Genomic DNA, 13,162 nt, shown 5'->3' with positions numbered 1-13,162 from the left:
TCCAAATGCTTCAAAAAATTACCGAACTATTGAATATTGATGATACTTTGCGGAAAAGTTGATTCAGGTACTTTCATGGAATTTAACTCTAGTGAATTTCCTAGACAAATACTAAGCTTATGAAAAGTCAATGCATTTTTTGTAGAATCATAAAAGGGGAGGAGCCGGCAAAGATCATACATGAGGATGAAAAATTCATTGCTTTCTTAACGCCTTTCCCAAATACAGATGGCTTTACAGTCGTAGCTACTAAGGAGCACCTGACAAGTTATATATTCCAATTGCCTCAAGACGTTTATTTGCCTTTTCTGCTGTTTGCTAGAGACGTAGGCTTAATTTTGGACCAAGCACTAGATGTGTACAGGACTGGGCTTATCTTTGAAGGAATGGGAATTGACCACGCACATATGAAATTAGTCCCTCTGCACGGCGTTAAAAAAGAAAGCTGGGAGCCTGTACATAGCAACTATCCTATATTTTATGAGAAGTACCCTGGCTTTATCGCTTCGCATGACGGCCCTAGGCAGGAGGAAGAAAGGTTAAATGCCATATACGAGACTGTAATGCTTAAAAAGCCTAACTAGTGGTCTGTCAAGGCTAAAACTAGGGGTTGCCTGCGGCGACTTTTGAGGCTACTCTTCGTTGGACAACCCCTTACGTAGCGCTGCTATGCGCGGGAACATCCGCCTTGATTAGTCAGAAAACAACTTCAACTTAAGTATCAGAGATTTATGACTTAAGGCACTAGCAATTTTTTGATTAGACGAGACCCGAAAACCGGAGTTTAGCCAAGTCCCGCTTTTTATGCACAAAAGCGGGAAGGATCTTCGGGGCGAAGTATAAGCGAAAAAGTGTCCCGCTAGCTTAGCGGGACAGACCGATTACTAAAGTCCCAACACGCTTCTAGTGGTCTGTCAAAGTTAAAAATAGGGGTTGGAAAAGACGGCTAAAAGGTTGAACTTACCTGCAACGAACCTCAGTTGCGATGAATAAAAAATACATTATCAGACTAAGCGAATCAGAGCGCGAAGAAGCTCTGCGGGTCATTACACAGCTAAAAGAGAGCAATCAAAAAGTACGCCGGGCTCAAATTCTTCTACAGGCCGACGTTAACGGCGCGAACTGGCCAGATAAGCAAATCTCGGAGGCTTACCGCTGCCGCGTCAGCACTGTAGAAAATACACGCAGGCGCTTCGTTGAGCATGGTTTTTCTGAATGTTTGAACCGTAAAAAGCGGGACACACCGCCAAATCCCAAGCTGCTTGATGGAAAACAGGAGGCGTCCATCATTGCCACGCGGCTTGGGGCTGCTCCTAAAGGCTATGCCAACTGGTCTTTGCGGCTGCTTGCCCGCAAGGTGGTGGAATTAGGAGTGGTTGAGAAGATCAGCCACGAGACATTACGCAATACGCTAAAAAAAACGGTATGAATTCGCAGCAGAGCCTTGAGTATTGGGTTATCCCACCAGAAACAGACGCAGAGTTCGTGGCGTGTATGGAAGAGGTGCTAGATACCTACGAATTGCCCTACGACCCTCTGCGCCCGATGGTGTGCATGGATGAACAGCCAGTCCAGCTCGTAAAGGAGACACGCAAGCCCATTGAGGCTACTAAAGCACGCCCTAAACGGGTCGACTATAAATACGAGCGGGCTGGGACAGCCAGTATCTTTATGTTTTGCGAACCCTTGGCAGGCTGGCGCCAAGCCACAGCATGCGATCAGCGGACCAAAGCCGACTGGGCCTTAGAAGTTGCACAGCTGCTTGATACCCGATACGTTGACTGCAAACAGGTCACACTAGTTTGTGACAATCTGAACACCCACACTAAAGGGGCATTCTATGAGGTGTTCACGCCTGAAAAAGCAAGAGCCTATGTCAAGCGCATCCATTTTGTGTACACACCAAAACATGGCAGCTGGCTTAATATTGCAGAGAATGAGCTTAGCGCAATGACAAGGCAGTGCCTCAAAAACCGGCGAATAGGGACATTGGAAACGCTACAAGAAGAAATAGCATCATGGGCGACGGATGTCAATCTAACTCAACGAGAAGTTGACTGGCAAATGAAAGTTGGTGATGCCCGCATCAAACTCAAGGCGGTCTATCCTAAAGTCAAGACCGGAGCCTTCCATAGCCAACCCCCATCTTTTATGTTGACAGACCACTAGACAAAGTATTGGGCCGGCGCACTCATTTTGGGATTATAAAGTGCCAGAAAAAGCAAACGGGCGCTCTGTGAAAAGAGGTGACTTTGGCGCACTTCTGACCGCCGCCCCTTGCGCACCCAATCCAAAAGGCTGTATCTTGCCCCTATGAAGTACCCCATTGGCATACAAAGCTTCCGCAAAATCCGCGAAGAGGGATATGTGTACGTGGACAAGACCCGGCAGATTTACGACCTGATGGGGCATGGGAATTATTTTTTCCTGTCCCGGCCGCGCCGCTTCGGCAAGTCGCTCCTGCTGTCTACATTGTACGAGTTGTATACCGGTCAGGAAACACTGTTCCGGGATTTATGGATACATGCGCACTGGGATTGGCAGGCAGCGCCCCGGCCGGTCATCTGGCTGAAGTTTGCCCAAATAGATTACAAAACGAAAGGGTTGGAAGCAGCGCTGTTGGCCGAGGTGCATCGTATCGCGAAGGAGCTGGGGGTCAGCCTCTCTGAAGATACCCTGAAAAGCAGTTTTTCGGAGTTGCTGTACGAGGTGGGGCGCTCGCAGAAAGTGGTACTGCTCATAGACGAGTACGACAAACCCATCATTGATTTTCTGGACGACACGCCGCAAGCAGAAGCGAACCGGGATGTCCTGAAGAATTTTTACTCGGTGCTCAAAGACGCTGACCCTTACATCGAGTTTCTGTTCCTGACCGGGGTGTCCGCCTTCAGCAAAGTGAGTATTTTTTCGGACCTGAACAACCTGTCCAACATTACCCTTTCCCCTCAGGGCTACACTTTACTGGGCATCACACAGGATGAGCTGGACACGGTTTTTGAAGCCCCGATGCAGGCCCACGACCGCAGCAAAGTGCGCGAGTGGTACAACGGCTACAGCTGGGGCGGGGAGGAGCGCCTGTACAACCCGTTTTCCATCCTGCGTTTTTTACAGAGCGGGCAGTACCAGAACTACTGGTTTGAGACGGGCACGCCGACGTTTCTGGTGCAGGAAATGCGCAAGCACCGCTTCTTTAATATGTCTGGTTTTCAGACCGCCATTAATGACCTGGTCAATTTTGATTATGCACGCTTGAACCCTATCAGCGTACTGTTTCAGACTGGCTATCTGACCATCCGCCACTACGACCCTGAGCTGCTCATCTATACCCTTGATTATCCAAACCGTGAAGTGCGCTCCTCTTTGGAGCAGCTCCTGATGAGCGAATACATGGACTATCCGCCGCAGGGTGCGCTGCCCAGGGTCGTTAATATCCTGCAAGCGTTGCGCCACCGGGATTTAGAGGCTGTGGTGGACATCCTCAATGCAGCTTTCGCCGAAATCCCTTACGAGCACTGGCAAAAAGAGAATGAGCACTTTTACCACGCGCTCATCCACCTTACCTTCAGCCTCTTGGGGGCTTACACCCGCTCCGAAGTCCACACGGCCCGCGGCCGCTGCGATGCCCTTGTGGAAACTGCCGACTACCTCTACGCCTTCGAGTTCAAGCTCGACCGGCCGGTGGCGGAAGCCCTGCGGCAAATCCGGGAGAAAGGCTACCTGTCGGCCTACGCGGACAGCCCGAAGGAGAAGATTGGCGTGGGCGTAAGCTTTTCCACGGAGCAGAAGGGGATTGTGGATTGGGCGGTGGAGGGCGTTTAGCTATGTGCTTGGGGGAAGCGTTAATGTTTGATGCCCCCAAAAAATTAGGACAGCCATTATTTCTTCTAGTCCAACAACTTAAGATTTCGCTACGCGTCTACTGCGTGGTGTGAAATTATGGCTCAGCTATTTTCCCGGCTCGCAAGGCGAAAAACGTAGGCGATGCCTACACGAAGCGTGGGGGTAAGGGCCTCACGATGAAGTCGGCGAGACTTTTCAACTTGCCTGCGGTGCGCAAGCAGGCGCAGCGAGATGGAAAAAGAGCAAGTCAAAAATCACAAATCTTGGGCGGGCGGACTATAAATAGCCTTGTAAAAAAGCTGGGCTGGAGTTGCATCATTTGGTTTGCGACTGCTAAAAATCTAACCGAATAGCCCATGTCAAACATAAAGGAGGATATGCTAACCGGGCGCAAACCCCAAATACCGCAGGCGTTCAGGCTTCTCTGGCTCTAGCCTGGCATTGGCCTAGCGCTGCGCAGGGGGGGACGCCCGACAGGGCCGAGCGGACAGCGAGCCCCGTAGCATAGCGGCACCTGCCCATTAGGCAGGGGCAGGCCCCATCACATGGTGCAGGGGCAAGCAAAGAAACAGCAAGCTATTGGCTATCACCGGCGAGGTTCAGCCGAAATGCGCCCAATATCATGGCCGCCGATGCCCTCCGAACACAACCTCAATCCCCGCCCAACGGCATGAAGGCCCACTCCAACCGCCCTTCCTGGTACCACAACTCCAAGATGTGGTCCGGGCCAAAGTCCGTCACATAGTCCGGCGCATACTCCCGGGAAACGGTGTTATTGATGCCCGAGCCCAGCAGCCAGATGCCTTCCGGAGTTTGAAACTCGAACTGTTTGGCACGCATGCCAAAATCCCCGCCGATGCATACCACTTCCACTCCGCGCTGCCTCGCCCGGACCAGCTCAGGGTACCAGGTGGCGGTGAGCTCCGAAAGGCTGTCGCAAGTGGCAAAAAACGGCGTAGGGTTCACATTGAAGGCCCGTAGCGTATCGCCACCCTGTGGCTCCACCATCAGATCACTGAACAATGCGTGGTGGTGCAGGATCACCCAGTGCGTGGCCTCGCTGATGGTATCCGCCACGTTCTGCACCATTTGCCACTGCGCCATTTTATCGGTACAGTTTTCCTGTGGCGGAGTGGAAGGGTAAGGCCAGAACAGATTGGTGTTGAGCACTGTGAGGCAGAAGCCGTCCTCCCATACCGTATAATAAGGTGGGGAAGGCAAGCGGCTCAATACGTTTTCCCGTTCGCCATAGTCCCAGTCGTGATTGCCCAGAGCCCAGTGGGTACGCTCCAGGTTGAAAACAGAGTCGAGGTAGTCCATCGTTGCGGGGTCTTTGGCCGTACGGGCGCAAACATCCCCGCCCAGCCATATCCCCTCGTAAGAGGAGAAATCCATCTGCTCCAGGCGGGGGTCCACCCGGTTGTCCGTGCCCCATTGGTAAGGGTGGCCCAAGAAGAGGAATTGCCTGTGCCCTAAAGGTTCATCTTTGCACCCTATCAGGCATAAGAACAAAAGGGCAGCCCAATTTAACTTTTCCATAACACTGTTTTTCAGCTACTTAGGATTCGATGCTGACAAAAAGCTGACAAAAATCACCCCTAAGCTTTGATGAAGGTCACCGGCAGCCCCTGCCGCCACTTCTATCTTGCACCAAAATTGGAAAGGCACAAGATATGAAAATCATCCTCCTGCTAATCATCCTTAGCCTGATCGTCGCCCTGGGCTTCCTGGGAGCGTTTTTCTGGGCCGTCAAAGACGGGCAATACGACGATGATGTCAGCCCGGCCATGCGGATTTTGCTGGATGACCAACCTTCAGAAAACAATCAAACAACATCAAAAAAATCGTAACCTAATGGCGCAAGTAGAACAATTCCGGTACGATAATGCCATTGTGCGCAAGTTTGCGTACGCGACTATGGTGTTCGGTGCGGTGGGCATCCTTGTGGGGCTTTTAGCGGCCCTGCAGCTGGTGTTCCCTGCCCTGAACTTTTCGACGGCAGAGACGACCTTTGGCCGTATCCGGCCCCTTCACACCAACGCGGCAATTTTTGCTTTTGTCGGCAATGGTATTTTCATGGGCGTGTACTATTCCCTTCAGCGGCTGCTGAAGACGAATATGTACAGCAAGTTTTTGAACGAATTCCATTTTTGGGGCTGGCAGGCCATCATTCTGGCAGCAGCCATCACCCTTCCGCTTGGCATCACGAGCTCGCACGAATATGCAGAGCTGGAATGGCCGATTGACCTTGCCATCGCAGCCGTATGGGTAGCTTTCGGGGTCAATATGTTCGGGACGATCCTGAAGCGGAGGGAGAACCACCTGTATGTGGCCATTTGGTTTTACATCGCGACGTGGGTGACGGTCACCGTGCTGCACATTGGCAACAACCTGGAGCTGCCGGTGAGCATGTGGAAGAGCTACCCGGTATTTGCCGGCGTACAGGACGCCCTCATCCAATGGTGGTACGGGCACAATGCGGTTGCCTTCTTCCTGACCACGCCTTACCTAGGGCTGATGTACTACTTCCTGCCCAAAGCAGCCAACCGGCCGGTCTACTCTTACCGCCTGTCGATCATCCACTTTTGGGCACTGATCTTCATCTACATCTGGGCTGGCCCTCACCACTTGCTGTACACGTCTTTGCCCGACTGGGCACAGTCGCTGGGCACGGTATTCTCAATTATGCTGATCGCGCCATCTTGGGGTGGCATGCTCAACGGCCTGCTGACCTTGCGGGGTGCCTGGGACCGAGTGCGTCAAGACCCTATCCTGAAGTTCATGGTAGTTGCCGTGACCGCATACGGTATGGCGACTTTTGAAGGCCCAATGCTTTCCATCAAGTCTGTGAATGCGATCAGCCACTTTACCGACTGGACAATTGGCCACGTGCACATCGGCACACTGGGCTGGAACGGGTTCCTTACGTTTGGTGTGCTATACTGGCTCATCCCACAGCTGTTCCGCACCAAGCTCTACTCTCAGAAGCTGGCCAACGCACACTTCTGGATCGGCACCTTGGGCATTCTGTTCTACGCCATCCCATTGTACTGGGCAGGCTGGACACAATCCCTGATGTGGAAGCAGTTTACGGCTGACGGTTTCCTGCAGTACGGCAACTTCCTGGAGACGGTCACTCAGATCATCCCCATGTACGCCCTGCGCGCCTTAGGCGGCACCCTGTACGTAGCAGGTTACTTTGTCATGCTTTACAACCTGTATAAAACCATCAAAGCAGGCTCTTTCCAAGCTTATGAAGAAGCTGAAGCCCCTGCGAGGGTAGCTACTGCGGGAGCACACAAAGGCGAGCACTGGCACCGCTGGATCGAGCGCCGCCCTGTACAGCTGCTGATCGGCTCTACCATTGCGATTTTGATCGGTGGCATGGTAGAAATCTTCCCCATGGTCATGATCGGGGATCAGGTGCCCACGATCGAATCCGTGAAGCCTTATACGGCTCTGGAACTGCAAGGCCGCGACCTTTACATCCGGGAAGGCTGTATCAGCTGCCACACGCAGATGGTCCGCCCCTTCCGTTCTGAAACAGAGCGCTACGGGGAGTACTCCAAGTCTGGCGAGTTCATTTACGACCGGCCATTCCTTTGGGGCTCCAAGCGTACCGGCCCGGATTTGCACCGCTTGGGCAACAAATACCCAGACAGCTGGCACTACAACCACATGCTCGACCCGACCAGCATGTCACCGGGCTCTATCATGCCTGTGTACCCTTGGCTGATCGAAGACGACCTGGACAACAGCCTGCTGCCCGCCAAAATCATGGCGCTGCGCACCCTGGGCACCCCTTATGCTGAAGGCTACGAAGAAGAAGCCATTGCTGATGCACAGCGGCAGGCGGATGAGATCGCTGCCCGCCTGCGCAAAGACGGCATAGACGGAGAAGGGCTCGAGCAGAAGGAAATCATTGCGCTGATCGCCTACCTGCAACGGTTGGGCACAGACATTAAGCCTGCGCCACAGGCCGGCAACTAAAAAACAAAATCACCATGTTCAAATACATCCTTGAAAGCGCCGGCAATATCAACTGGATGGCTATTGCCTCCCTGCTGACTTTCATGGCGGTGTTCATCATCAGTGCGGTGATGGCTTTCCGCTCACAACCGGCATTTATCGACAGAATGGCCAACCTGCCATTGGAAGAACCCAATCCCCTTAACGCTGAAAATGACCGACATGAATAATCAAAGCATTAAAGCCGGGGCGCTGATGGCTGGCCTCCTGCTCCTGGCAGGCAGCACACAAGCCCAGGATGCTGCCGGCGGGGCCAATGACCCCTACTTTTATGACAACTTCCTCTTTTGGTCTCTTGCTGCCCTTGGCGGTGTCGTGATCATAGCGGCCATTGCGGCCCTATTCCACCTGCTCAATGTGATGGTCAAGGTCAACCAAATCCGGATTTTCCAGGAGATGGGCATTGAGGCTTACCAGGAAGAAGTGAGCAAACAACGGGAGCCTTTCTGGGACCGCATGTACAAAAAGTGGACGGATGCTGTGCCGGTTGAAAAAGAGCAGGATGTCATGCTCGACCACAACTATGACGGCATCAAAGAACTGGACAACAGCCTCCCGCCTTGGTGGGTAGCCATGTTCTACATCACCATCGGCTTTGCAGTAGTCTATATGACTTACTACCACTTTACAGACAAGGGCCCTGGCTCTGCTGAGGAGTACGAGATGGAAATGGAACGGGCCGAGAAAGCTATCCAAGCCTTCCTCGCTACTCAGGCCAACCTTGTAGATGAGACCAACGTCACTGCGCTTACCGATGCAGACGCCCTGGCCAGTGGGCAATCTATTTTCAATGCCAACTGTGCGGCCTGCCACGGCATGCTCGGGGAAGGCGGCGTAGGCCCCAACTTGACCGATGCGTATTGGATCCACGGCGGTGATGTCAAAGATGTTTTTAAAACCGTAAAATACGGGGTGCCCGAAAAGGGCATGATCGCATGGAAATCGCAGCTCAGCGCTGCCGATATGCACAAAGTTTCCAGCTATATCCTGACGCTTGTAGGCACCAACCCACCGAATGCCAAAGAGCCACAGGGCGATCTTTACGAACCTCAGGCAGAGACGACTCAGCCTGAAAGCACAGAAGCCGAGGGGGCGGATGAGAACGCCCTTGGCATGAACGAGTAGAAGCTGTTTCAGCTGAATGTTTAAGCTCCTTTAAGGATAGCAGGCCCCGGAGCTGATTCCGGGGCTTGCCCATCCCATTTGGCCCAACCCCACCCAGCGCAACTTTTCAAACCTGATGATCCTAAGCCATGAATGCAACAGAGCCAATCAACGACCAAGAAGACTACCGGGATAAAATCGCCACGGTAGATGAATCCGGGAAGCGCGTCTGGATTTACCCCAAAAAACCTAAGGGCTGGTTTACCGATGCCCGTACCTACGTAAGCTGGATCCTCCTGGCTTTCCTTTTCGGGATGCCTTTCATTAAAGTGAATGGCGACCCCTTACTCCTTTTCAATGTATTGGAGCGGAAGTTCATCCTATTTGGCATTACCTTCATGCCACAGGATTTCCACCTTTTCGTCCTCGCCATGCTTACCTTTATTGTGTTCATCGTCTTGTTCACCGTAGTGTGGGGGCGGCTGTTTTGCGGGTGGGTCTGCCCACAGACCATCTTCATGGAAATGGTGTTCCGCAAGATAGAGTACTGGATAGAAGGGGACGCCAACGCACAGCGCCGGTTAGCCAAAGCGCCTTGGACCACGCAGAAAATCATCAAGAAAGCAGGCAAACAAGCCATTTTCTTCCTCATTGCTGTACTTGTAGCCAATACCTTCTTGGCATATATTATTGGCGTTGACGAAGTCATCAAGATTGCGACAGAGCCCCTGAGCTTGCACTGGCAAGGCTTTGTAGCGATGATCCTCTTCTCTGGCGCTTTCTATTTTGTTTTTTCCTACCTGCGCGAACAGGTCTGCGTGACCATCTGCCCCTATGGCCGCCTCCAAGGGGTCATGCTCGACAAAAACTCCATTGTGGTGGCCTATGACTTCGTGCGCGGGGAGCCTAGGGGGAAAATCAAAAAGAACCGGGCTGCAGCCGCCAAGCCGGCCAGCCCAAGCCCGCTTGCACAAATGCAGCAGGACGTAGCTGCCGCTGCCGCTGAAACCGCCGTGGCAGACTGTGATACCGGCCAGCCGGGAGAAAACCCGGTGGAAGGCATGAAAAAAGCGCTCGGGGACTGTATCGACTGTGGCCTTTGCGTACAAGTTTGCCCGACTGGCATCGACATCAGGGACGGCACACAGCTGGAGTGCATCAACTGTACGGCTTGTATCGATGCTTGTGATGAGGTAATGGTGAAGGTCGACCGCCCAACTGGGCTGATCCGCTACGACAGCTACAACGGCATAGAATCCGGAACGAAAAAGCTGTTCACCCCGCGCGTAATTGCCTACACCGCCGTGCTGGCCCTGCTTGTAGTGGTGAATATTGTCTTGCTCGCTTCCCGTACTAGTGTGGAGACCCTCCTGCTCAGGACACCGGGCACGCTTTACCAAGAAGTCGATGAGACCTATATCAGCAACCTCTACAACTATCAGGTCATCAATAAAACACAGGCCCCGCTGACCGTAACCTTCAAGCTAATTGGCGACATCCCTGGACAGATACGCCTTGTAGGCCAAGCGCCCACAGCTGAAGCCGGGCAGGTCGCTGAAGGCGCCTTGTTTATCGACCTCGACAAAGAAGCCCTCCAATCTAGGAAGACCAAAGTGTTCATTGAGGTCTACAATACCGAAGGGGAGGTCATTGATAAAGTAAAAACCAACTTCCTCGGGCCAGTCAAATAAGCCCCGGAAGTACTAAAAAGCTATTTGAGTTTTGGTTAATGCAGACGGAAGGGCCGGACACGCCCGGCCCTTCCTTTTAACCGGCTCTTAACTACGCAAAAGCCTTAGCCATGAAAATCAATTGGGGAACCGGGATCGCTATTTTCTTTAGTGTGTTTGTACTCTCGCTCGTTTATCAAGTCTACCGGTCTACACAATACGACCACAGCTTGGTTTCAGACCAATATTATGCGGACGACCTGCGCTACCAAGAACATTACGACAAGCTGGCCAATGCTCAGTCATTGGAAAAGGACTTGCAGATCAGGCAGCCCAAGCCCGGCGAAACCATTGAAATAGCCTTCCCTGCACAGGCGGGGGAAGCCAAAGGGGAGATCTACTTCTTCTGCCCTGCCGACAAGAGCGCTGATTTCCGCCTTCCTGTCAAGCCGATGGGCGACGGTGTGCAGCGAGTGCCGGTCGAAGGCCTCCGCCCAGGCTTGTGGAAGGTCAAGGTAGACTGGGAAGCTGGCGGGAAAAGCTATTATAAAGAACAAGATATCCGTTTGTGATGGCAGCAATCTGGAGCGCACTTGCGATAGGCTTTTTGGGCAGCTTCCACTGCATAGGCATGTGCGGCCCGATAGCCTTGTCTCTGCCCTACCAAGGCAGAAAGCCCTTAGCCTCCGCAGCCAACGTGCTCTTATACAATTTAGGCAGGGTCATCACCTATGGGCTGTTAGGGGCAGTCATTGGGCTAGTGGGCAAAGGTTTTTTCCTGGCCGGGGCACAGTCCTACCTTTCCATAGGGCTTGGGCTTTTCCTGCTTGTTGTGGCTTTGTTCTCCATTGATATGGAAAGCCAATTGTTGCGCGTGCCCATTATCAGCCGGCTCAACCAATGGGTTACCCGTCAGCTTGGGCGGATTATCGGGCAAGGCGGGCCACTGCGGCTATTGGGCATTGGGGCATTGAACGGGCTGCTGCCCTGCGGCTTGGTCTATGTGGCCATCGTAGGGGCTATAGGCACCGGCACAGCCCTGTATGGCGCACTGTATATGGCGGCATTCGGCCTGGGCACTTTGCCCCTCATGATGGCGACAGCCCTGGCGGGCCAATTTGTGCCGCTGAGCTGGAGGCGCTCTGTACGCAAACTGCTGCCGGTCTTCCTGGCCGGCTTCGCGCTGCTGTTCATTATGCGGGGGCTTAATTTCGATGTGCCCATAGACCTGCGCTTCTGGGACAATATGCAGGATGCACCTATGTGCCACTAACTGAAAGGGGCAGCGCTTATGATCGGCCGCCCTGCAAAATTCTGGAATACTATGACAAAGACAGATATACTCATCATCGGAGCAGGCCCGGTCGGGCTATTTACGGTGTTCGAAGCCGGGCTGCTGCAATTGCGCTGCCACTTGGTGGACGCCCTTCCCCAGCCCGGTGGCCAACTGGCTGAGATCTACCCCAAAAAGCCCATCTATGATATACCGGGCTTCCCTAGTGTGGGCGCAGGCGAGCTCGTCGACAACCTCATGGAGCAGATCGCCCCTTTCAAACCGGGCTTCACGCTGGGGGAGCGGGCAGAAACCCTGGAGAAGCTCGCAGACGGCTCCTTCCTGGTCACCACCAACGAAGGCACACAGATCAACGCCCCCGTCATTGCTATCGCCGCAGGCCTTGGCAGCTTTGAGCCCCGGAAACCGCCAATTGACAATATTGAAACTTTTGAGCAGCATGGGGTGGCTTATATGATCAAAGAGCCCGAAGACTTCCGCGGCAAGCGGGTCGTCATATCTGGTGGGGGCGACAGTGCGCTAGACTGGGCGATACACCTCTCCGAAATCACGGCAGAGCTTACCCTCGTGCACCGCAGGAAAGGGTTCCGTGGCGCACTGGACAGCGTAGACAAAGTAGAACGCTTGGCAGCGGAAGGCCGCATCAACCTCATCACCGAGGCACAGGTCATCGGGCTAAAGGGCGATGGGCAACTGAAGGAGGTCGTCATCAACCACAAAACAGAGGGGGAATTCTCCAAAGCCACGGATTTCTTCATCCCTTTGTTCGGGCTTACGCCCAAAATGGGCCCCCTCCAAGACTGGGGGCTTGAACTAGACCCTAAAGAAGGGATATTTGTAGATACCTTCGACTATCAGACCAACATCCCGGGCATTTTTGCCATCGGCGACATCAACACCTATCCCGGCAAGCTGAAGCTCATCCTCTGCGGTTTTCATGAAGCCACGCTCATGGTCCAATCGGCCTTCAAAATTGCACGGCCCGATGGCCGCCTCAGCTTTAAATATACTACTGTGAACGGGGTACACGGATTTTAAGGCCCAAAAGTTGAAAACCTGATTGTCGTTTTTTGCCTGCCCCCTCCGCAAGGATAGGGCTTGCCCAGCCTGCTTTGCAAGATGGGGCCTGCCCCTGCCGAAAGGGCAGGTGCCGCTATGCTCCGGGGCTCGCTGTCCGCTCGGCCCTGTCGGGCTTGCCACCCCTGCGCAGCGCTAGGCCAACGCC

The 13,162-nt window shown here is 53.4% G+C and carries 13 protein-coding genes; 12 read left to right on the top strand and 1 reads right to left on the bottom strand.

From position 1 onward, the window contains the following. Positions 1 to 119: 119 nt before the first annotated feature. The 4 genes from FRY97_RS20705 to FRY97_RS20690 all read left to right on the top strand — a co-directional run bounded on the left by FRY97_RS20705 (position 120) and on the right by FRY97_RS20690 (position 3,819). On the top strand, positions 120 to 584 hold the full coding sequence (locus FRY97_RS20705) for an HIT family protein (RefSeq protein WP_147169533.1): 465 nt from the start codon (positions 120 to 122) through the stop codon (positions 582 to 584). A gap of 401 nt (positions 585 to 985) precedes the next feature. Next, entirely contained in the window at positions 986 to 1,429 is a 444-nt protein-coding gene (locus FRY97_RS20700) for a helix-turn-helix domain-containing protein (protein ID WP_147169532.1), read from the top strand. Further along, positions 1,426 to 2,169, top strand: coding sequence for an IS630 family transposase (locus FRY97_RS20695; protein ID WP_147169531.1), 744 nt, complete (start codon positions 1,426 to 1,428; stop codon positions 2,167 to 2,169). The genes FRY97_RS20700 and FRY97_RS20695 overlap by 4 nt, the downstream gene beginning before the upstream one ends. A 144-nt stretch (positions 2,170 to 2,313) precedes the next feature. After that, positions 2,314 to 3,819 carry an ATP-binding protein gene (locus FRY97_RS20690; RefSeq protein WP_147169530.1) on the top strand — a complete coding sequence of 502 codons (1,506 nt, stop codon included), beginning with the start codon at positions 2,314 to 2,316 and terminating at the stop codon, positions 3,817 to 3,819. A gap of 672 nt (positions 3,820 to 4,491) precedes the next feature. On the opposite strand, the gene FRY97_RS20685 is transcribed toward FRY97_RS20690, so the two are convergent. After that, a complete protein-coding gene (locus tag FRY97_RS20685) occupies positions 4,492 to 5,379 on the bottom strand; it encodes a metallophosphoesterase (RefSeq protein WP_147169529.1) in 888 nt (295 codons plus the stop codon). A 134-nt stretch (positions 5,380 to 5,513) separates the two neighbouring features. Between FRY97_RS20685 and ccoS the strand changes: the two genes are divergently transcribed. The 8 genes from ccoS to FRY97_RS20645 all read left to right on the top strand — a co-directional run bounded on the left by ccoS (position 5,514) and on the right by FRY97_RS20645 (position 12,975). After that, positions 5,514 to 5,690 carry a cbb3-type cytochrome oxidase assembly protein CcoS gene (ccoS, locus tag FRY97_RS20680; RefSeq protein WP_147169528.1) on the top strand — a complete coding sequence of 59 codons (177 nt, stop codon included), beginning with the start codon at positions 5,514 to 5,516 and terminating at the stop codon, positions 5,688 to 5,690. 4 nt (positions 5,691 to 5,694) lie between these two features. Next, on the top strand, positions 5,695 to 7,830 hold the full coding sequence (gene ccoN, locus FRY97_RS20675) for a cytochrome-c oxidase, cbb3-type subunit I (RefSeq protein WP_147169527.1): 2,136 nt from the start codon (positions 5,695 to 5,697) through the stop codon (positions 7,828 to 7,830). Between the two features lie 14 nt (positions 7,831 to 7,844). Beyond that, the gene (locus FRY97_RS20670) at positions 7,845 to 8,039 is read left to right on the top strand and encodes a hypothetical protein (protein WP_147169526.1); all 195 of its coding nucleotides are present in this window, start codon (positions 7,845 to 7,847) and stop codon (positions 8,037 to 8,039) included. Continuing rightward, positions 8,032 to 8,994: a cbb3-type cytochrome c oxidase N-terminal domain-containing protein gene (locus tag FRY97_RS20665; RefSeq protein WP_211356944.1), complete on the top strand. Its 963-nt coding sequence runs from the start codon at positions 8,032 to 8,034 to the stop codon at positions 8,992 to 8,994. The genes FRY97_RS20670 and FRY97_RS20665 overlap by 8 nt, the downstream gene beginning before the upstream one ends. A 128-nt stretch (positions 8,995 to 9,122) precedes the next feature. Next, positions 9,123 to 10,664 carry a 4Fe-4S dicluster domain-containing protein gene (locus tag FRY97_RS20660; RefSeq protein WP_147169524.1) on the top strand — a complete coding sequence of 514 codons (1,542 nt, stop codon included), beginning with the start codon at positions 9,123 to 9,125 and terminating at the stop codon, positions 10,662 to 10,664. Positions 10,665 to 10,774: 110 nt separating this feature from the next. Then, positions 10,775 to 11,215 carry a FixH family protein gene (locus FRY97_RS20655; RefSeq protein WP_147169523.1) on the top strand — a complete coding sequence of 147 codons (441 nt, stop codon included), beginning with the start codon at positions 10,775 to 10,777 and terminating at the stop codon, positions 11,213 to 11,215. Then, positions 11,215 to 11,916 carry a sulfite exporter TauE/SafE family protein gene (locus FRY97_RS20650; protein WP_246141865.1) on the top strand — a complete coding sequence of 234 codons (702 nt, stop codon included), beginning with the start codon at positions 11,215 to 11,217 and terminating at the stop codon, positions 11,914 to 11,916. The genes FRY97_RS20655 and FRY97_RS20650 overlap by 1 nt, the downstream gene beginning before the upstream one ends. A gap of 51 nt (positions 11,917 to 11,967) precedes the next feature. Then, positions 11,968 to 12,975, top strand: coding sequence for an NAD(P)/FAD-dependent oxidoreductase (locus FRY97_RS20645; protein WP_147169521.1), 1,008 nt, complete (start codon positions 11,968 to 11,970; stop codon positions 12,973 to 12,975). The last annotated feature ends 187 nt before the right edge of the window (positions 12,976 to 13,162 follow it).

The sequence above is a fragment of the Phaeodactylibacter luteus genome, assembly GCF_007993045.1.
In the GTDB taxonomy this organism is placed as follows: Bacteria; Bacteroidota; Bacteroidia; order Chitinophagales; family Saprospiraceae; genus Phaeodactylibacter; species Phaeodactylibacter luteus.
This window is presented reverse-complemented; position numbering and strand designations above follow the sequence as displayed.

Bases quoted from the DNA above. Each gene is read 5' to 3' on its own strand.
- FRY97_RS20705 (WP_147169533.1), top strand. From the start codon at position 120: ATGAAAAGTCAATGCATTTTTTGTAGAATCATAAAAGGGGAGGAGCCG.
- FRY97_RS20700 (WP_147169532.1), top strand. From the start codon at position 986: ATGAATAAAAAATACATTATCAGACTAAGCGAATCAGAGCGCGAAGAA.
- FRY97_RS20695 (WP_147169531.1), top strand. From the start codon at position 1,426: ATGAATTCGCAGCAGAGCCTTGAGTATTGGGTTATCCCACCAGAAACA.
- FRY97_RS20690 (WP_147169530.1), top strand. From the start codon at position 2,314: ATGAAGTACCCCATTGGCATACAAAGCTTCCGCAAAATCCGCGAAGAG.
- FRY97_RS20685 (WP_147169529.1), bottom strand. From the start codon at position 5,379: ATGGAAAAGTTAAATTGGGCTGCCCTTTTGTTCTTATGCCTGATAGGG.
- ccoS (WP_147169528.1), top strand. From the start codon at position 5,514: ATGAAAATCATCCTCCTGCTAATCATCCTTAGCCTGATCGTCGCCCTG.
- ccoN (WP_147169527.1), top strand. From the start codon at position 5,695: ATGGCGCAAGTAGAACAATTCCGGTACGATAATGCCATTGTGCGCAAG.
- FRY97_RS20670 (WP_147169526.1), top strand. From the start codon at position 7,845: ATGTTCAAATACATCCTTGAAAGCGCCGGCAATATCAACTGGATGGCT.
- FRY97_RS20665 (WP_211356944.1), top strand. From the start codon at position 8,032: ATGAATAATCAAAGCATTAAAGCCGGGGCGCTGATGGCTGGCCTCCTG.
- FRY97_RS20660 (WP_147169524.1), top strand. From the start codon at position 9,123: ATGAATGCAACAGAGCCAATCAACGACCAAGAAGACTACCGGGATAAA.
- FRY97_RS20655 (WP_147169523.1), top strand. From the start codon at position 10,775: ATGAAAATCAATTGGGGAACCGGGATCGCTATTTTCTTTAGTGTGTTT.
- FRY97_RS20650 (WP_246141865.1), top strand. From the start codon at position 11,215: ATGGCAGCAATCTGGAGCGCACTTGCGATAGGCTTTTTGGGCAGCTTC.
- FRY97_RS20645 (WP_147169521.1), top strand. From the start codon at position 11,968: ATGACAAAGACAGATATACTCATCATCGGAGCAGGCCCGGTCGGGCTA.